This is a genomic window from Paractinoplanes rishiriensis (assembly GCF_016862375.1).
GTDB classification, from domain to species: domain Bacteria; phylum Actinomycetota; class Actinomycetes; order Mycobacteriales; family Micromonosporaceae; genus Actinoplanes; species Actinoplanes rishiriensis.
On sequence record NZ_BOMV01000060.1, the window covers coordinates 61,221 to 79,012 of the forward strand.

Annotated in this window: 15 protein-coding genes; 10 read left to right on the top strand and 5 right to left on the bottom strand. The window is 70.0% G+C overall.

The window, feature by feature from the left end; all coding sequences use genetic code 11:
- Positions 1 to 15: 15 nt before the first annotated feature.
- Positions 16 to 4,419 (bottom strand): HAMP domain-containing protein, encoded by a 4,404-nt coding sequence (locus tag Ari01nite_RS28050; RefSeq protein WP_203785191.1) that lies wholly within the window; start codon positions 4,417 to 4,419, stop codon positions 16 to 18.
- 132 nt (positions 4,420 to 4,551) lie between these two features.
- Here Ari01nite_RS28050 and Ari01nite_RS28055 point away from each other — a divergent pair, with 132 nt between their 5' ends.
- Both Ari01nite_RS28055 and Ari01nite_RS28060 read left to right on the top strand, forming a co-directional pair.
- Positions 4,552 to 6,615: a SpoIIE family protein phosphatase gene (locus tag Ari01nite_RS28055; RefSeq protein ID WP_203785192.1), complete on the top strand. Its 2,064-nt coding sequence runs from the start codon at positions 4,552 to 4,554 to the stop codon at positions 6,613 to 6,615.
- 46 nt (positions 6,616 to 6,661) lie between these two features.
- Positions 6,662 to 7,276 (top strand): dihydrofolate reductase family protein, encoded by a 615-nt coding sequence (locus Ari01nite_RS28060; protein WP_239163090.1) that lies wholly within the window; start codon positions 6,662 to 6,664, stop codon positions 7,274 to 7,276.
- A 6-nt stretch (positions 7,277 to 7,282) separates the two neighbouring features.
- Here the strand turns inward: Ari01nite_RS28060 and Ari01nite_RS28065 are convergent, their stop codons facing one another.
- The 3 genes from Ari01nite_RS28065 to Ari01nite_RS28075 are packed head-to-tail and all read right to left on the bottom strand — an operon-like array spanning position 7,283 to position 8,366.
- The gene (locus Ari01nite_RS28065; RefSeq protein WP_203785194.1) at positions 7,283 to 7,630 is read right to left on the bottom strand and encodes a thioredoxin family protein; all 348 of its coding nucleotides are present in this window, start codon (positions 7,628 to 7,630) and stop codon (positions 7,283 to 7,285) included.
- A complete protein-coding gene (locus tag Ari01nite_RS28070; protein WP_203785195.1) occupies positions 7,612 to 7,983 on the bottom strand; it encodes a MerR family transcriptional regulator in 372 nt (123 codons plus the stop codon). The genes Ari01nite_RS28065 and Ari01nite_RS28070 overlap by 19 nt, the downstream gene beginning before the upstream one ends.
- Positions 7,984 to 8,039: 56 nt before the next feature.
- Positions 8,040 to 8,366, bottom strand: coding sequence for an STAS domain-containing protein (locus Ari01nite_RS28075; RefSeq protein WP_203785196.1), 327 nt, complete (start codon positions 8,364 to 8,366; stop codon positions 8,040 to 8,042).
- A 144-nt stretch (positions 8,367 to 8,510) separates the two neighbouring features.
- Here Ari01nite_RS28075 and hemL point away from each other — a divergent pair, with 144 nt between their 5' ends.
- From hemL to ccsB, 6 genes are read left to right on the top strand one after another with little or no spacing between them, the layout of a single operon-like run.
- Positions 8,511 to 9,860, top strand: a complete 1,350-nt coding sequence (gene hemL, locus Ari01nite_RS28080; RefSeq protein ID WP_203785197.1) for a glutamate-1-semialdehyde 2,1-aminomutase — start codon at positions 8,511 to 8,513, stop codon at positions 9,858 to 9,860.
- On the top strand, positions 9,857 to 10,513 hold the full coding sequence (locus Ari01nite_RS28085) for a histidine phosphatase family protein (RefSeq protein ID WP_203785198.1): 657 nt from the start codon (positions 9,857 to 9,859) through the stop codon (positions 10,511 to 10,513). Before hemL ends, Ari01nite_RS28085 begins: the two co-directional genes overlap by 4 nt.
- The gene (locus Ari01nite_RS28090) at positions 10,513 to 11,067 is read left to right on the top strand and encodes a TlpA family protein disulfide reductase (RefSeq protein WP_203785199.1); all 555 of its coding nucleotides are present in this window, start codon (positions 10,513 to 10,515) and stop codon (positions 11,065 to 11,067) included. Before Ari01nite_RS28085 ends, Ari01nite_RS28090 begins: the two co-directional genes overlap by 1 nt.
- Positions 11,067 to 11,864: a cytochrome c biogenesis CcdA family protein gene (locus Ari01nite_RS28095; protein WP_203785200.1), complete on the top strand. Its 798-nt coding sequence runs from the start codon at positions 11,067 to 11,069 to the stop codon at positions 11,862 to 11,864. The genes Ari01nite_RS28090 and Ari01nite_RS28095 overlap by 1 nt, the downstream gene beginning before the upstream one ends.
- On the top strand, positions 11,861 to 13,465 hold the full coding sequence (resB, locus tag Ari01nite_RS28100; protein WP_203785201.1) for a cytochrome c biogenesis protein ResB: 1,605 nt from the start codon (positions 11,861 to 11,863) through the stop codon (positions 13,463 to 13,465). Before Ari01nite_RS28095 ends, resB begins: the two co-directional genes overlap by 4 nt.
- Positions 13,465 to 14,409, top strand: coding sequence for a c-type cytochrome biogenesis protein CcsB (gene ccsB, locus Ari01nite_RS28105; protein WP_203785202.1), 945 nt, complete (start codon positions 13,465 to 13,467; stop codon positions 14,407 to 14,409). Before resB ends, ccsB begins: the two co-directional genes overlap by 1 nt.
- On the opposite strand, the gene Ari01nite_RS28110 is transcribed toward ccsB, so the two are convergent.
- Complete coding sequence (locus tag Ari01nite_RS28110; RefSeq protein ID WP_239163091.1) at positions 14,378 to 15,310, bottom strand: hypothetical protein; 933 nt, start codon at positions 15,308 to 15,310, stop codon at positions 14,378 to 14,380. The two genes, ccsB and Ari01nite_RS28110, sit on opposite strands and share 32 nt — an antisense overlap.
- A 115-nt stretch (positions 15,311 to 15,425) precedes the next feature.
- Here Ari01nite_RS28110 and Ari01nite_RS28115 point away from each other — a divergent pair, with 115 nt between their 5' ends.
- Positions 15,426 to 16,886, top strand: coding sequence for a menaquinone biosynthesis decarboxylase (locus tag Ari01nite_RS28115; protein ID WP_203785203.1), 1,461 nt, complete (start codon positions 15,426 to 15,428; stop codon positions 16,884 to 16,886).
- Positions 16,883 to 17,779 (top strand): menaquinone biosynthesis prenyltransferase MqnP, encoded by an 897-nt coding sequence (gene mqnP / locus Ari01nite_RS28120; RefSeq protein ID WP_203785204.1) that lies wholly within the window; start codon positions 16,883 to 16,885, stop codon positions 17,777 to 17,779. Before Ari01nite_RS28115 ends, mqnP begins: the two co-directional genes overlap by 4 nt.
- Positions 17,780 to 17,792 lie beyond the last annotated feature (13 nt).

Below are 17,792 nucleotides of genomic sequence, written 5' to 3' on the forward strand. Positions count from 1 at the left end.
CTTTCGCTCCGGCGGTCAGCCGCGCTCCGGCGTCCGGTCAGCGTTCACCCAGCGGGCCATCAGCTCGATCAGCTCGTCCAGGTCTACCGGCTTCGTGATGTAGTCACTGGCGCCGGCGGCTAGGGCCGACTCCCGGTCGCCGGGCATCGCCTTCGCGGTAAGGAACACTACCGGTAGATCCCGGAAGCGCTGGTTTCGCCGGATGCCGCGAGTGGTCTCGTAGCCGTCCTGATCGGGCATCATCGCGTCCATCAGCACGATGTCGACCTCGGGGTGTTCGGCCAGCAGGCGTACGCCGTCCGCGCCGTTGTCCGAGTAGAGCACGTTCAGGCCGTGCATCTCCAAGGCGCTGGTCAGGGCGAACACGTTGCGCACGTCGTCGTCGACGATCAGCACGGTGGCGCCGTCCAGCTGACGGCCGGCGGGGCTGAGCGGGGTGTCCACCTGCGGCGGCGCGGTCACCACCGGCAGGTCGAGCAGCGGCAGGTCGAGCGACTGGGCCGGCCGGACCACGACCGTGGTGGACGGTTCCGACGGCAGAATGCTCAGGCTCAGCGTCTGCACCGAGTCGGCGGTCAGCGCGTCCGGCACGTACAGGGTGAAGGTGGAGCCCTCGCCCGGATTCGACGAGACCACGATGGTGCCGCCGAGCAGGGCCGCGAACTCGCGGCTGATCGACAGGCCCAGGCCGGTGCCGCCGTACTTGCGGGTGGTGGTGCCGTCGGCCTGCTGGAACGGCTCGAAGATGATCGCCAGTTTCTCGTCGGAGATGCCGATGCCGGTGTCCGCCACCGCGAACGCCACCACCTGCCGGGCCGAGGACAGGGTCGGGATGTCGAAGTCGGTGGTGGGCGGCGCCGCGAAGATGCTCAGCGTCACCGAACCGCTGTCGGTGAACTTGACCGCGTTGGACAGCAGGTTGCGCAGGATCTGCTGGAGCCGCTGACCGTCGGTGACGATCGACTCGGGCAGGTCGGGCGCCACCTCCACCCGGAACTCCAGGCTCTTCTCTTCGGCCTGGGGGATAAAAGCCTGTTCCACGTACGCGCGAACGCCGTCGAAATCGATCTGGTCGACCTCGACGTCCATCCGTCCCGCCTCGATCTTGGCGAGGTCGAGGATGTCGTCGATGAGCGACAGCAGGTCGGAGCCGGCGCTGTGGATCGTGCGGGCGAACTCGATCTGCTTCTCGGTGAGGTTGCTCTCGGTGTTGTCGGCCAGCAGGCGGGCCAGCAGCAGCAGCGAGTTGAGCGGCGTCCGCAGCTCGTGGCTCATGTTGGCCAGGAACTCGGATTTGTACGCGCTGGCCCGGGACAGCTGCTGCGCCTTTTCCTCCAGGCCGCGCCGGGCCTGTTCGATCTCGCGGTTCTTGGTCTCGATGTTCGCCTTCTGCTCGCTCAGCAGCTGGGCCTTGTCCTCCAGTTCGGCGTTGGTGCGCTGGAGTTCGGCCGACTGGTCCTGCATCTCCCGGGCCAGCCGCTGCGATTGGGAGAGCAGTTCCTCCGTACGCCTATTGGCCTGAATGGTGTTGAGAGCGACCCCGATCGTGGCCACCAGCCGCTCCAGGAACGTCAGGTGCAGACCGGAGAACGCGGCCACCGAGGCGAACTCGATCACGCCGAGCATCTCGCCCTCGAACAGCACCGGCAGCACCACCAGGTCGTTCGGCGGCATCGACATGAGCCCCGAGCGCATGGTGAGGATGCCGTCGTGGGTGGCCCGCACCCGGATCGTGCGCCGGGACACCGCGGCCTGCCCGACCAGGCCCTCGCCCGGCCCGAAGGTCACCTCGTGGTTGCGGGCCACGTAGCCGTACGACGCCGCCAGCCGCAGCCGCATCACCGCCTGCTCGTTGTCGACCAGGAAGAACGCGCCGAGCTGGGCGTCCACCAGCGGGGTCACCTCGGTCATGATCATCCGGCAGACCTCGCCGAGGTCGCGCTGACCCTGGAGCAGGCCGCCGATCCGGGCCAGGTTGGAGTCGAGCCAGCCCTGCTCCGCGTTCGCCTTGGTGGTTTCGCGGAGCGTGACGATCATCTGGTTGATGTTGTCCTTGAGCTCGGCCACCTCGCCCTGCGCCTCGACCGCGATGCTCTGGGTCAGGTCACCACGGGTCACCGCGGTGGACACCTCGGCGATGGCGCGCAGCTGGATGGTGAGCGTCGAGGCGAGCTGGTTCACGTTGTCGGTGAGGTCCTGCCACGTACCGGAAACGCCCTTGACCTGCGCCTGACCACCCAGCTTGCCCTCCACGCCGACCTCGCGCCCCACCCGGGTGACCTCGGTGGCAAAACTGGAGAGCTGGTCGACCATCGTGTTGACGGTGTCCTTGAGCTCGAGGATCTCGCCCCGGGCGTCGACGGTGATCTTTTGCGACAGGTCGCCCTTGGCGACCGCGGTGGTGACCGAGGCGATGTTCCGCACCTGGGCGGTCAGGTTGGACGCCATGTAGTTGACGTTGTCGGTGAGGTCGCGCCAGGTGCCGGCCACGCCACGCACCTGGGCCTGGCCGCCCAGCTTGCCCTCGGAACCCACCTCGCGGGCCACCCGGGTGACCTCGTCGGCGAATGACGACAGCTGGTCGACCATGGTGTTCACGGTGTTCTTCAACTCGAGGATCTCGCCCTGCGCGTCGACCGTGATCTTCTGCGAGAGGTCGCCCTTGGCGACGGCGGTGGAGACCTGGGCGATGTTCCGCACCTGGGCGGTCAGGTTGGAGGCCATCGAGTTGACGTTGTCGGTGAGGTCGCGCCAGGTGCCGGCCACGCCGCGCACCTGGGCCTGGCCGCCCAGCTTGCCCTCGGTGCCCACCTCGCGGGCCACCCGGGTGACCTCGTCGGCGAACGACGAGAGCTGGTCGACCATCGTGTTGACCGTGGTCTTGAGTTCGAGGATCTCGCCGCGGGCGTCGACCGTGATCTTCTGCGAGAGGTCGCCCTTGGCCACCGCGGTGGTAACCGAGGAGATGTTCCGCACCTGGCTGGTCAGGTTGGACGCCATGTAGTTCACGTTGTCCGTCAGGTCGCGCCACGTACCGGAAACGCCTTTGACCTGGGCCTGACCACCCAGCTTGCCCTCCGAACCCACCTCCCGGGCCACCCGGGTGACCTCGTCGGCGAACGACGACAGCTGGTCGACCATGGTGTTCACGGTGTTCTTGAGTTCGAGGATCTCGCCGCGGGCGTCGACCGTGATCTTCTGCGAGAGGTCGCCCTTGGCCACCGCGGTGGAGACCTGGGCGATGTTCCGCACCTGGTCGGTGAGGTTGTTGGCGAGCTGGTTCACGTTTTCGGTGAGGTCGCGCCAGGTGCCGGAGACGCCGCGCACCTGAGCCTGGCCACCCAGCTTTCCCTCGGTGCCCACCTCGCGGGCCACCCGGGTGACCTCGTCGGCGAACGACGAGAGCTGGTCGACCATGGTGTTGACGGTGTCCTTGAGCTCGAGGATCTCGCCCTGCGCGGCCACCGTGATCTTCTGCGAGAGGTCGCCCTTGGCCACCGCGGTGGAGACCTGGGCGATGTTCCGCACCTGGCTGGTCAGGTTGGACGCCATCGAGTTCACCGAGTCGGTGAGGTCCTTCCAGGTGCCGGCCACGTTCGGCACCTCGGCCTGGCCGCCCAGCTTGCCCTCGGTGCCCACCTCGCGGGCCACCCGGGTCACCTGCTCGGCGAACAGGCGCAGCGTGTCGGTGAGGCCGTTCATGGTGGCGGACAGCTCGGCCACCTCGCCGCGGGCCGACACGGTGATCTTCTGCGACAGGTCGCCGCGGGCCATCGCGGTCGCCACCTGCGAGATCGAGCGCACCTGATGGGTCAGGTTGGAGGCCATCAGGTTGACCGAGTCGGTGAGGTCCTTCCAGGTGCCGGCCACGCCGCGGACGTCGGCCTGACCGCCCAGCTCGCCCTCGGTGCCCACCTCGCGGGCCACCCGGGTGACCTCGTCGGCGAACGACGACAGCTGGTCGACCATGGTGTTGACCGTGCGGCCGATGCGCAGGAATTCACCCCTTAGAGGACGTCCGTCCATTTCCAGGGCCATGTGCTGGGACAGGTCGCCCTCGGCTACCGCGACGATGACCCGGGAGATCTCGGTGGTGGGCCGGCCGAGATCGTCGATCAGCGAGTTCACCGACCGGACGCTGTCCGCCCACGAGCCGTCCAGGCCCTCGTCGTCGAGCCGCTCGGTGAGCCGGCCGTCCCGGCCCACGATCCGGCTGATCCGGCGCAGGTCGAGATTTTGACGTTCCTGCAGGGAGACGACCTCGTTGAAGGCGTCGGCCACCTCGCCGGCCATCCCGCCGCGCCGGGGCAGGCGGACCTTGAGATCGCCGCGGCGGACCCGCCGTAGCGCCTCGGCGAGCTCACCGAGCAGGGCGGTCTCGTCGGGCACGCCGACGCTGGCTTCCTTGGCCGCAGTCATGCTGTCCTCACCTGCTGTCCGTCTGCCGGGCTCTTCCATCGTCCTGCCGGGCTCTCCATCCTCTCTCGCTCGACCGGGTCAATGCGAGAGACGACTTTGTGCATCCCCCTGTCAACAGGAGAGGATGCATGGGTGTCAGGTTCGGAGACCCCGGCGGGCGGTCTCGTCCGGCGGGTCCGGCTGCCCAATGATCGTCGTACCCCGGCGGCAGCCCGCGCACTCGTCCGGTCGGTGCTGGAGGAGGCCGGCCTCGACCCGCTGCTCAACGAGGCCCTGCTGCTGACCACCGAGCTGTCGACGAACGCCGTGGTGCACGCCAACACCGAACTCGACATCGAGGTCAGCGCCGACCAGGCCGGCCTCACCGTGACCGTCACCGACTTCGCGCCCGGCCCGGTCGAGCAGCTCGCGGTGGGCCCGCGCAACGAGAGCGTGGACATCGGCGAGGTCGCCGAGCGCGGCCGCGGCCTGCTGCTGGTCGACCACTTCGCGAGCCGCTGGGGCACGGTGCACGAGGGCACCGGCAAGGGCGTGTGGTTTCGCCTCGAACGCCACGCCGGGCCCGAGCCGACCACGTCGGTGGTGCCGGTCGGCACGGCGGCCGAGGCGGGCACCCCGAGCGTCGGGGCGCTGACCGCGTTGTTGCAGGTCAACCCGGAGCGGCAGACCGACGAGGCGCTGGCCGACTTCGCCACCGACATGCTGGCCCAGCTGGCCCGGCTGACCGGTGCCGCCGGTGGGGTGGTGCGCCTCGACCGCGGCGACGGCGGCGGCCGGCAACTGCTGGCCCGCTACGGTCGGCAGCCGCGGGACGACGCCGACACGATCCGGGTGCCGCTGACCGTGCACCGGCCGTACTCCGGCGAGCTGGAGCTGGACGCGGCGCCGACCGGCTATGCGCAGCCGCTGGCCACGATCGTCGCGGAGCGGTTCTCGCTGCACCTGGAGAACGACCGGCTGCGCCGTACCGACCTGCGCCGGCAGACCTGGCTCACCTTCCTGGCCGAGGCCAGCGAGCTGCTCGCCCAGTCGCTCGACGTCAACCTGACGATGGCGCTGATCCCGCAGCTGGTGGTGCCCCGGCTGGGCCAGTGGTGCGCGGTGCACACCACCGACGCGTGGGGCCGGCTGCAGCTGGCGGCGGCCACCCACACCGACGAGTCGGCGGTGCCCAAGCTGCACGAGACGCTGGCCGAGACCGGTAGCGACTCGATACTGGCCCGGCTCGAGGAGGCGTCCCGGCTCGGCACCCAGGTGATGTTCGGCGGCCCGACTGAGTCTTCCCGCGGCGGAAAACCCCAGAAGATGACAGAAGGCTTTGCCGTGCCCCTGGTCGCCCGCGGTGCCCGGCTCGGCACGCTGGCGGTGGGCCGGCACGCCCGGCACCGGCACGACGCCGACGAGGTGGCCGTCCTGGAGGACGTGGCCCGGCGGGCCGCGCTGGCGATCGACAACGCCCGCATCCACGACGAGCGCCGCAAGGTCGCCCGCACCCTGCAGGCCTCGCTGCTGCCGCCGGCGCTGCCCCGGGTGGACGGGGTCGGCTTCGCGGCCGAGTACGTGCCGACCGGCTCCGAGGTGGGCGGCGACTTCTACGACGTGGTGCCGTCCGGCCCGGACCGCTGGGTGGTGGTGGTCGGCGACGTCTCGGGCAAGGGCGTCCAGGCGGCCACCGTGACCGGCCTGGTCCGCGACGTGATCCGGATCCTGGTCGACGACGGCAAGCCGATGACCGAGGTGCTGGCCCGGGTCAACCGCACGCTGGTGCAGCGCGGTGGCGGCCGGTACTGCACGCTGGCGATGGCCTCGGTGCACCGCGAGGGCGACGGCACCCTGGCGGTCTGCCTGCACCTGGCCGGGCACGACCGGGCGGCCCTGATCCGGGCCGACGGCAAGGCGTCGTTCGTGGGCGAGGGCGGCACCGCGCTGGGCCTGCTCGAGACGATCGCCTCACCACAGGTGGAGGTACGCCTCCAGGCCGGTGACTCGCTGGTCTTCTACACCGACGGGGTGACCGAACGCCGTCGTGGCCGCGAACTGTTCGGCACCGCCCGGCTGCTGGACGCGGCCGGCCCGCTGGCCGGCTATCCGGCCGACGTGATGGCCGCCCGCCTGCGCTCCATCACGATCAACTTCTCGGTCGAGGAGCCTCGCGACGACATCGCCGTACTGGTCCTCCGGAACGACGCCGGTTAGTCGGATTCGCGCCTTTCGCCCGCATCCGCGTGGCATGGTGGATCTCATGGCGAAAACCCAGTACTACACGGCCACGAGCATCGACGGTTACATCGCCGACGAGAACAACTCGCTCGAATGGCTCTTCGACGTCGACGGCGGCGCCGAGAACCCGTTCGGTGGCTTCTTCGCCGGGGTCGGAGCGTTCGCCATGGGCGCCAACACGTACGAGTGGGTCCTGCAGAACGACAACGTCCTGGCCGAGCCGCACAACTGGCACGACCTGTACGGCGACGTGCCCTGCTGGGTCTTCGCCAACCGGGAACTCCCGCTGGTTCCCGACGCCAACATCTTCATGGTCAGCGGCGACGTCCAGCGCGTACACGAGGCCATGCTGGTAGCCGCCAAGGGCAAGAACGTCTGGCTCGTCGGCGGCGGCGACCTGGTCGGCCAGTTCGTCGACCGCGGCCTGCTCGACGAGATCATCCTGGGCATCGCCCCGGTGCTGCTGGGCAAGGGGGCGCCGCTGCTGCCCCGGCACCTGAGCGCCCGGGAGATGGTGCTGACGGGCGCGGCCCTGGTGGGCCGCTTCGCCTATTTGACGTACGCGGTGGGCACCGAGCCGCTGCCCCAGCGGCACCCGGCCACCTCCGGCCGCGCCCGGGAGACCGCCCGGCGCTGAGCGGCGTCAACTGTTCACATAGGGGGTCAGGGCGTTCGTCAGTGCGGCCCGCAGGATCGACTTCGGGCGGGCGCCGACCAGGGACGCCGTCACCACCCCGCCGGTGAAGAACAGCAGGGTGGGCATCGACATGACCCGGTAGGTGCGGGTCGTTTCCGGGTTCTCGTCGGCGTTCAGCTTGGCTATCAGCAGGCGGCCCTCGAACTCCGGGGCCAGCTCGGCCAGGGTCTGCGCCATCGGGCGGCACGGTGGGCACCACTCGGCCCAGAAGTCGACGACCACCGGCAGGCCGGCGGCCAGCACCGTGTCGGCGAAGGTGGCGTCGGTGACGGTGATCAGGTCTGTTTGCGGCATGGGGACTCCTCGGCCTGGGTCAGCTGGGCGTGCAACTGCTGCCGGACCGCGGTGAGCTGTTCCAGGTAGCCGTCCACCTCGGCCAGCTTCCGGCGCAGCACCACCACCGAGTCGGGACAGACGTGGCCGGACTCGTTGCCGGCGCGCAGGCACGCGACGAAGGGCTTGATGTCGTCCAGCCCGAAACCGGCGGCCAGCAGCGACCGGATCTCGTGGACCACGCGCAACTCGGCGTCGTCGTACTGGCGGTAGCCGTTGGCGTCCCGCTTGGGGCGCACCAGGCCCTGCTCCTCGTAGTAGCGCAGGGTCCGGGCGCTCGTGCCGGCCCGCTCGGCCAACTCACCGATCAACATGGCAGCCTCCCGTCGTGCACCGACGGTAGGGCTTCACACCGATGTCAGGGCAAGGGTCAGGACGGTGCTGTGATCATCAAGGCGCTGCGCAGGCCGGTGATGTCGAGCACTCGCATCAGGAAGTCGCCGACGTTGGTGAGCGACAGCACCGAACGGGCGTGCTGGGCCTTACGGCTGAGCACCACCAGGGTGCCCAGGCCCTGCGAGTCGCAGAACGTGACGCCTGCCATGTCGAGCACGATCCGGGCCGGCGGGTCGGCCAGCGTTTCGTTCACAATGGCGGAGAGGTTGGTCACGGTGAACACGTCAACCTCCCCGGCGAGGTGCAGGACGACCTCGTCGGGGGCGCGATCAACCGCGATGGTCAACTCCGGCCGCTCCACGAGGGAAGCCTATCGCTTGCGGTCCCGATCGGCCTGCCGGGCGCGTTCGCATCGGAGCTTCCGGACATGCGGGGATGGTCGGCGGCGCATGCTCGGATGACGTGAACAACCCTCTCGGAAACCACCGGGCACGCCGCTGACAGAATGGGAGCCGCTGTGACCACGACATACCGCCCCGAGGGCCTCCCCTACCCGGAGGACGCCCCGGTCTCCCAGGCCCTGTTCGACCGTGCCTCGGCCATCGTGCCCGGCGGGGTCAATTCACCCGTGCGTGCGTTCCGAGCGGTCGGTGGCACGCCCCGATTCATGGCGCACGGCTCCGGCCCGTGGCTGACCGACGCCGACGGCCGTCGCTACGTCGACCTGGTGTGCTCGTGGGGGCCGCTGATCCACGGCCATGCCCACCCCGAGGTGATCGCCGCCGTGCAGGCCGCCGCGGCGCACGGCACCAGCTTCGGCACGCCCACCGCCGGCGAGGTCGACCTGGCCGAGGAGATCGTCCGGCGCACCCCGGTCGACCAGGTCCGCCTGGTCAACTCGGGCACCGAGGCGACGATGAGCGCGATCCGGCTGGCCCGCGGCTTCACCGGCCGGGCCAAGGTGGTCAAGTTCGCCGGCTGCTACCACGGGCACGTGGACGCGCTGCTGGCCGCGGCCGGGTCCGGCGTGGCCACCCTCGGACTGCCCGACTCGCCCGGGGTGACCGGCGCGGCCGCCTCCGAGACGATCGTGCTTCCCTACAACGACGCGGCCGCGGTCGAGGCAGCGTTCGCTGCCGAGGGCGACCAGATCGCCGCGGTGATCACCGAAGCGGCGGCCGGCAACATGGGCGTGGTCGCCCCGCGCGACGGCTTCAACCAGCGGCTCGCCGAGATCGCCCACGCGGCCGGCGCGCTGCTGATCATCGACGAGGTGATGACCGGCTTCCGGGTCTCGGCCGGCGGCTGGGCCGGGCTCGACCCGGTCGACGCCGACCTGTTCACGTTCGGCAAGGTGATGGGCGGCGGGCTGCCCGCGGCCGCGTTCGGCGGCCGGGCCGAGATCATGTCGCGGCTGGCGCCGGCCGGGCCGGTCTATCAGGCCGGCACGCTCTCCGGCAATCCGCTGGCCTGCGCGGCCGGACTGGCCTCGCTGCGGCTCGCCGACGACGCCGTCTACAAGCGTCTCGACGACCTGGCCGGCACGGTAAGTGGGCTGGCCACCGAGGCGCTGGCCGCGGCCGGGGTGCCGCACCGGCTGTCCACCGCCGGCAACATGTTCTCGATCTTCTTCACCGACGCCGAGGTGGCCGACTACGACACCGCCAAGACCCAGGACGTGGCGGCCTTCAAGGCGTTCTTCCACGCCATGCTCGCCCGGGGGGTCTACCTGCCGCCCAGCGCGTACGAGGCGTGGTTCGTTTCGACGGCGCTCGACGACGTGGCGCTGGAGCAGATCGCCACCGCGCTGCCGGCTGCGGCGCGTGCGGCGGCGGAGGCGGGGGGCACAGCTTGACCGAGGCGACCAGGACGACGGTGCACGTGCTGCGGCACGGCGAGGTCTACAACCCGGACAAGATCCTGTACGGGCGGCTGCCCGATTTCCATCTGTCCGAGTTGGGCGTGCAGATGGCCAAGGCCGCGGCCGAGGTGCTCGCCGACCGCGACGTGACCCACGTGGTGGCCAGCCCGCTCGACCGGGCCCAGGAGACCGCCGTGCCGATCGCGGCCGCGTTCGAACTGGAGACGGCCACCGACACCCGGCTGATCGAGAGCGCCAACTACTTCGAGGGTAAAAAGGTGTCGGTCGGCGACGGCGCGCTGACCAACCCGCGGCACTGGTGGGTGCTGCGCGACCCGATCACCCCGTCCTGGGGCGAGGCCTACCTGGTGATCGCGCAGCGGATGTTCGCCGCGGTGCAGGCCGCCCGGGTGGCCGCCGAGGGACACGAGGCGGTCTGCGTCTCGCACCAGCTGCCGATCTGGACACTGCGCCGGTACGTGGAGAAGAAGCGCCTCTGGCACGACCCGCGTCGCCGGCAGTGCGGCCTGGCCAGCCTCACCTCGTTCCGCTTCGTGGGCTCCGCGGTGGTCGGCATCGACTACTCCGAACCGGCCGCCCACCTGGTGGCCATGTCCGCGACGGCCAAATACGCCAAGGGGGCCTGATGCGTCGCCTCGTGGCCGCCGTGGTCGCCACTGCTTTGGCCGGTGCGGCGCTTGCCGGTTGCGGCGAGCCGAACTGGGCCACCAGGTGCACCACCACCGGCAAGGTCGTGGAGTGCGCGCCCGACCTGCGGCCCCAGGTCACCGAGGTCACCGGCGAGTTGCTGGACGGCGGCTCGTACGACGTGACCACCGACCGCGGCAAGGTCGTGGTGGTCAACTTCTGGGGCTCGTGGTGCGGGCCCTGCCGGGCCGAGGCGGACGACCTGGAAAAGACCTTCCAGGCCACCAAGGACAGGGGCGTCAACTTCATCGGGGTCAACTCCCGCGACGACCGCGACTCGGCCAAGGCGTTCCACCGGGGCCGGGCGACCTACGACAGCATCTACGACTTCGACGGCGAGGTGGCGCTGAAGTTCGACGTCACCCAGGTCAGCACCCCGGCCACCCTGATTCTCGACCGGAAGGGCCGGATCGCGGTCGCCATCCGGGACGCCACCACGGTGTCCCAGCTGCAGCCCCTGGTGGAGCGCATCGCAGCGGAGGCCGCGGGCTGATGGGCGAGGAGTTCGCGAGCATCGCCGGCACCGGTCCACTGGTGCTGGCGATCGGTGTCGCGGCGATCGCCGGCCTGGTCAGCATCCTGTCTCCGTGCGTGCTGCCGCTGATACCGGGCTATCTCTCGTACGTCACCGGCCTGGCCGGCTCCGACCTGGACGACAGCCCCGAGCCGGACGGCGCCGGTGGGGTGGCGGTGCGCACCCGCCGGCACACCCGCGGCCGGGTGCTGGCCGGGACGCTGTTGTTCGTGCTGGGCTTCGCGGTCGTCTTCACGCTGCTGGTGACGCTGGTGGCCAACATCGGCTTCGCCCTGAAGTCGCATCAGGACGTGCTCAACATCGCGCTCGGCGTGCTGGTGATCGTGCTCGGCCTGGCGTACCTGGGCTGGATTCCGGGTTTGCAGCGGGAAATGCGGATCCGCAGGCTGCCGGCCGCCGGGCTGCTCGGTGCGCCGGTGTTCGGGGGCATCTTCGCGCTGTCCTGGCTGCCGTGCACCGGCCCGACCCTCAGCGTGGTACTGGCGCTGGCCACGACCAGCGGGCAGACCAGTCGAGCGGTGACGCTGGCTCTCGCGTACAGCCTCGGTTTGGGTTTGCCGTTTGTGCTTTTCGGTCTTTTCTTCCGCAAGCTGCTCGGTGTCTTCCGGGCGATCCGGCGCAACAGCCGGTGGGTGACCCGGATCGGCGGCGTGCTGCTGATCCTGGTCGGCATCGCGCTGGTCAGCGGCGGCTGGAACCATTTCCTGGTCTGGCTGCTCACCACGTTCAACTTCGGCGGGGGGACGCTGCTGTGACCGTCGTCGAGGAACGGCCCGCGACTGCCGCCGAACCACCGCCGCGCCGCCCGAACCGGCTGTGGGCGCTGCTGCGCAACTCGTGGCGGCAACTCACCAGCATGCGTACGGCCTTGGTCCTGCTCTTCCTGCTGGCCGTCGCGGCGATCCCGGGCTCGGTGTTCCCGCAGCGCTCGGTCAACATCTCGCGTGTCGTCCAGTTCTACAACGACAATCCCGGGCTGGCGCCCTGGCTCAACCGGTTGGGCGCCTTCGACGTCTACTCGTCGCCCTGGTTCGCCTCGATCTACCTGCTGCTGTTCACCTCGCTGGTCGGCTGCGTGCTGCCCCGCCTGCTCGACCACGTACGGGCTCTGCGGATGGCGCCGCCGGACGCGCCGAAGCGCCTCGAACGCCTGCCCCAGCACTTCACCGCGGAACGGTCCGGCTCGCCGGCCGAGGTCGCCGAGTCGGTGGCCGGGATACTGCGCAAACGCCGGTTCCGCACGCGGGTCCGGGAGGGCGCGGACGGCGGCTGGACGGTCTCCGGCGAGAAGGGCTACCTCAAGGAGACCGGCAACCTGCTGTTCCATTTCGCGCTGCTGGCCGTCCTGATCGGGGTGGGATTCGGGCACTGGTACGGATGGCACGCCAACCGCATCCTGGTGGCCGGCGGCGACCAGGGCTTCTGCAGCTCGCTCGCGCAGTTCGACGAGTCCACGCTCGGGCCCCGGGTCACGGCGGCCGACCTGCCCCGGTTCTGCCTCAAGCTGACCAAGTTCGACGTCAGCTTCCAGGAGACCGGCCAGCCCAAGATGTACTCCGCCCAGGTGTCGGTGAGCGAGGACCACGGGCCGCCGGCGACCCGCCGGTTCACCGTGAACGACCCGCTGCGGCTGGACGGGGCCAGCGTGCACCTGATCGGCCACGGCTACGCGGTGACCGTGCGGTATACCGACCGGTTCGGCGCGTCGCAGACCAAGGTGGTGCCGTTCCTGCCGATCGACGGCATGTTCACCAGCGAGGGCGTGGTCCAGTTCCCGGACGTCAACATCGACCCCAGGACCGACGAGCGCGACCCGGCGCTGCAGATGGGGTTCGAGGGCCGGTACCTCCCCACGGTCGGCACCGAGGGCGCAGCCACCTCGGTCTTCCCGGCCGAGAACGCGCCCGCGCTGTTCCTCACCGCCTACCGCGGCGACCTCGGCCTGGACGTGGGCCGGCCGCGCTCGATCTATTCGCTCGACCAGGGCCAGATCGCGATCGGTGAGCTCGAGAACATCAGCGGCACCCGGCCGCACCGGCTCGAGGCCGGCCAGACCTGGCGCCTGGACGACGGCACCACGCTGGAGTTCCTCGGCACCCGCCCGTTCGCGACGCTGGCCATCCGGTACGACCCGACCCAGTCGTTGCTGCTGGTCGGCTCGGTGCTCGGGCTGATCGGGCTGATGCTCTCGCTGGCCGGCCATCGCCGCCGGGTCTGGTTCCGCGCCCTGCCGGTATCTGCGGGAACGTCCGGAGGTACGTTGTTGTCGGCCGGTGGGTTGCCCCGCACCGACTATCCGGGTTTCGCGGACGAGTTCCGCGCGTTGGAGAAGGCCGCCGAGGAAGGGACGTCCTGATGGCGGAGTTGTCGAACCAGTTGCTGGCGGTGGCCGTTCTCGCCTATCTGGCCGCGATGGTCTGCTACGCGGGGGAGTATGCGTTCGGCTCCAAGAGCCGGATCGGGAAGGCGGCCGTGCGTGAACTGGTCGGCGCCGGCGGCCCCGCCGTTGTGGAGAGTCCGCCCGTAGCCAAGCCGGACAAAAAGGGCGAATTGGCAGGAAGGTTTGGGGTCGGCTTCAACGTCCTGGCCGCCCTGCTGCACCTAGGCGCGCTGGTCACCCGCGGTATCGCCGCCGAGCGGATGCCCTGGGGCAACATGTACGAGTACATCCTGTCGGCCGGCTTCGTCGGCTCGGCGGTCTGGCTCGGTGTGCTGCTGCGGCGGCCTGCGGTGCGGCACATGGGTCTCTTCGTCGCGCTGACCATGGTGGTGCTGCTCGGTGCGGCCGGCATGATCGCGTACACCCCCGTCGGCCCGCTGGTGCCCGCGCTGAACTCGTACTGGTTCATCATCCACGTCTCGACGATCATCGTGGCCTCCGGCGTGCTGCTGTTCGGCGCGGTGCCGGCCACGCTCTATCTGATCCGGGACGGCTACGACAAGGGCAAGCGGCGCTTCCCGTACACGCTCGGCCGGAACCTGCCGGAGGCGGGCGTGCTGGAGCGGCTCACCTTCCGGCTGCACGCGTTCGGCTTCCCGCTGTTCACCTTCGGCGCGCTGATCGCCGGGCCGATCTGGGCCGAGGCCTCCTGGGGCCGGTACTGGGGCTGGGACCCCAAGGAGGTCTGGGCGTTCATCTCGTGGATCGTCTACGCCGGTTACCTGCACGCCCGGGCCACGCCGAGCGTGAAGCGGACCGCGGCGACCTGGATCGCGCTGCTCGGCTTCGCCACCATGCTGATGAACCTGTTCGGGGTCAACCTCTTCTTCAGCGGCTTCCACTCGTACTCCGGCGTGTGACCTCCGGCCCCGGCGGCGTGCAGTCGCCGGCGGTCCAGGTGTCGTACTGGTTCACCCAGTTCAGGCAGAAGCCGCCGGAACGCTGCTGCTCGCCGGGGTGATAGCCGGTCAGCGTCGGCACGTCCGCCCGCCAGTAGCGGGACGAGCCGCCGTCGGCCGGGCGCAGCTGCACGTTGTCCACGGTCACCGCGGGCACGTCGATCCGGGTCGGCCGGGTGGCGTCGACGTGCACCTCGACGTACTGCTCGATGAAGGCGGTGCCGCCGATCGGCAGATACTGCGCGGTGAGCAGGTTCCACCGGTTGTCCCACCACAGCCAGGCCGCCCACCAGCCGCGTCCGTCGCTGCTCAGGTCCAGCCAGATCTGGTCGCCGGGGCGCAGCGGGTACTGGTCGTGGAACTGCCAGGTCTTGGTGTTGGTGTTGAACGTGTAGATGTGCTGGCGGCCCGGCCCAGCCCAGCCGGTTTCCGCCCAGCCGGCCTCCAGCCAGGCGATCCGGCCGCCGCCCAGGTTGCGCTTGGCCATGAACCGGGCGGCCACGAAGTCGTAGCTGCTGGGCCGGATCGAGCCGTCCACGACCGAGATCCGGCCGGAGACGCCGCGCCATTCGCCGGCCGAGTTGGCGCCGAGGTGGTGGTAGCCGCTCGGCGTGAAACCGCGCTGGACTGCCGACTCGAGAATGCGTCCCGCGGCCCGGCAGGCTCTCGGCGACTGATAGCCGGCCCGGCCGGTGGGTGGCCGGGTCGAGGCTCTGCCCGGCGCGCAGGCGGGCAGCTTCTTGGCGGGCGCCGAGGCCGCCGGGGCGGCGGGGATCAGGGTGGCCGGGGCCGGGGTGCCGACCCCGAGCGCCGCCGTGATCGCGGCCAGGGCGCTCCACCGCGCCACATTCCGGAGCTTCACTGCCACCTCACAGAGCCGACGGGAACAATTGCCCGCTTCAACTCGAATCGGACACGTCGAGTGACGGTGATCGCCCGCTGGCGGATCTGTCGTACCCGTGCGGAACACTGGGTACATGGCACCTCGCGGGTTTCCCTTTGAAGACCTCCAGAGCTTCCTCGCCGCCCTCGAGGCGGCCGGCGAGCTGCGCCGGGTGACCGTCCCGGCCGACCCGACGCTGGAGATCAGCGAGGTGGTGACCCGCACCGTCCGGGCCGGCGGCCCGGCCCTGCTGTTCGAGCGCCCCACCCGCGGCGACATGCCGGTGGCGATCAATCTGTTCGGCACCGAGAAACGGATGGCCATGGCGCTCGGCGTCGGCTCGCTCGACGAGGTCGGCGACCGGATCGGCGCGCTGATCAAACCGGAACTACCGGTCGGCTGGTCCGGCATCCGCGAGGGCATCGGCAAGGCGCTCCAGCTCAAGTCGCTGCCGCCGAAAAAGGTGAAGGACGCGCCCTGCCAGGAGGTGGTGCTCACCGGCGACGAGGTCGACCTCGGCCGCCTGCCCGGACTCCAGGTCTGGCCCGGCGACGGCGGCATCTTCCACAACTTCGGGCTGACCCACACCAAGCACCCCGAGACCGGCAAGCGCAACCTCGGCCTCTACCGGCTCCAGCAGCACTCCCGCAACACACTGGGCATGCACTGGCAGATCCACAAAGACTCAACCGCACACCACGCGGTGGCCGAGCGGCTCGGCGAGCGGCTGCCGGTGGCCGTGGCGATCGGCTGCGACCCGGTGGTCTGCTACGCCGCGTCCGCCCCACTGCCGTCCGACATCGACGAATACCTGTTCGCCGGCTTCCTGCGCGGTGAGCGGGTCGAGATGGTCGACTGCAAGACGGTCCCGCTCCAGGTCCCGGCGCACGCCCAGGTCGTACTCGAGGGCTATCTCGAGCCCGGCGAGCGGCACCCCGAGGGCCCGTTCGGCGACCACACCGGCTTCTACACCCCGGTCGAGCCGTTCCCGGTGCTGCACATCGAGACCATGACGATGCGCAAAAAGCCGGTCTACCACTCGATCATCACGTCCCAGCCGCCCCAGGAGGACCACGGGCTCGGCAAGGCCACCGAGCGCATCTTCCTGCCGCTGCTGCGCATGCTGATCCCGGACATCGTCGACTACGACATGCCAGCCGCCGGCGTCTTCCACAACTGCGTGATCGTCTCCATCCGCAAGCGCTACCCCAAGCACGCCCAAAAGATCATGAACGCGATCTGGGGCGCCCACCTGATGTCGCTGACCAAGCTCATCGTGGTGGTCGACGAGGACTGTGACGTGCACGACTACCACGAGGTCGCGTTCCGGGCGTTCGGCAACGTCGACTACGACCGCGACCTGCTGGTCACCCAGGGGCCGGTCGACCACCTCGACCATTCCTCCTATCAGCAGTTCTGGGGCGGCAAGGCGGGCATCGACGCCACCCGTAAGCTGCCTGCCGAGGGCTACACCCGGGGCTGGCCGGAGGCGATGGTCATGTCGCCCGAGGTGGTGGCGCTGGTCGACAAGCGCTGGAAGGAATACGGCATATGACAGCGGTGGCGGCGGTGCCGGAGCGACCCGGCCGGATCAAATCCTTCCTGCGCCTGGTCGCCATCGAACACTCGGTCTTCGCGCTCCCGTTCGCCTACCTGTCCGCCCTGGTCGCCCTCGACCGGCAGGGCACCGGCGTGCACTGGGTCGACCTGCTGCTGATCACGGTGGCCATGGTGGCCGGCCGCACCTTCGCGATGGCCGCCAACCGCATCCTGGACCGCAAGATCGACGCGCAGAACCCGCGCACCCAGAACCGCGAACTGGTGACCGGCGCGGTGAGCCTGCGCACTGCCTGGACGGGCGCCGCCGTGTCGCTCGCGGTGCTGGCCGTCGCCGCCGGCCTGCTCAACTGGCTGTGCCTGGTGCTGTTCCCGCTCGCGGTGATCCCGCTGGTGATCTACCCGTACGCGAAACGGTTCACCAACTACCCGCACTACGTGCTCGCGCTGGCCCAGGCGGTCGCACCGGTCGGCGCCTGGCTGGCCATCACCGGCACGTTCGCCGGCTCCGGACCGGCCTGGCTGCTCGGCGTCGCGGTCGGCCTGTGGATTGGCGGGTTCGACATCATCTACGCCTGCCAGGACGTCGAGGTCGACCGGCGGATCGGGGTGCACTCGACGCCGGCCCGGTTCGGGGTGCGCACCGCGCTGCACATCTCGACCGCCACCCACGTGGTGACGTTCGCGCTGTTCGTCTGGTTCGGCCAGATGGTCGGGTTGGGCTGGCTCTGGTGGATCGGGCTGGCGCTGACCGCGGCCGCGTTCGCCTACCAGCACATCGTGGTCACCCCGACCGACCTGTCCAAGGTCAACCGGGCGTTCTTCACCGCCAACGGCTTCGTCGGCATCGCACTGTTCCTGTTCGCAGTGCTCGACCTGACATTGTTGTAACCGCCACCGGCCC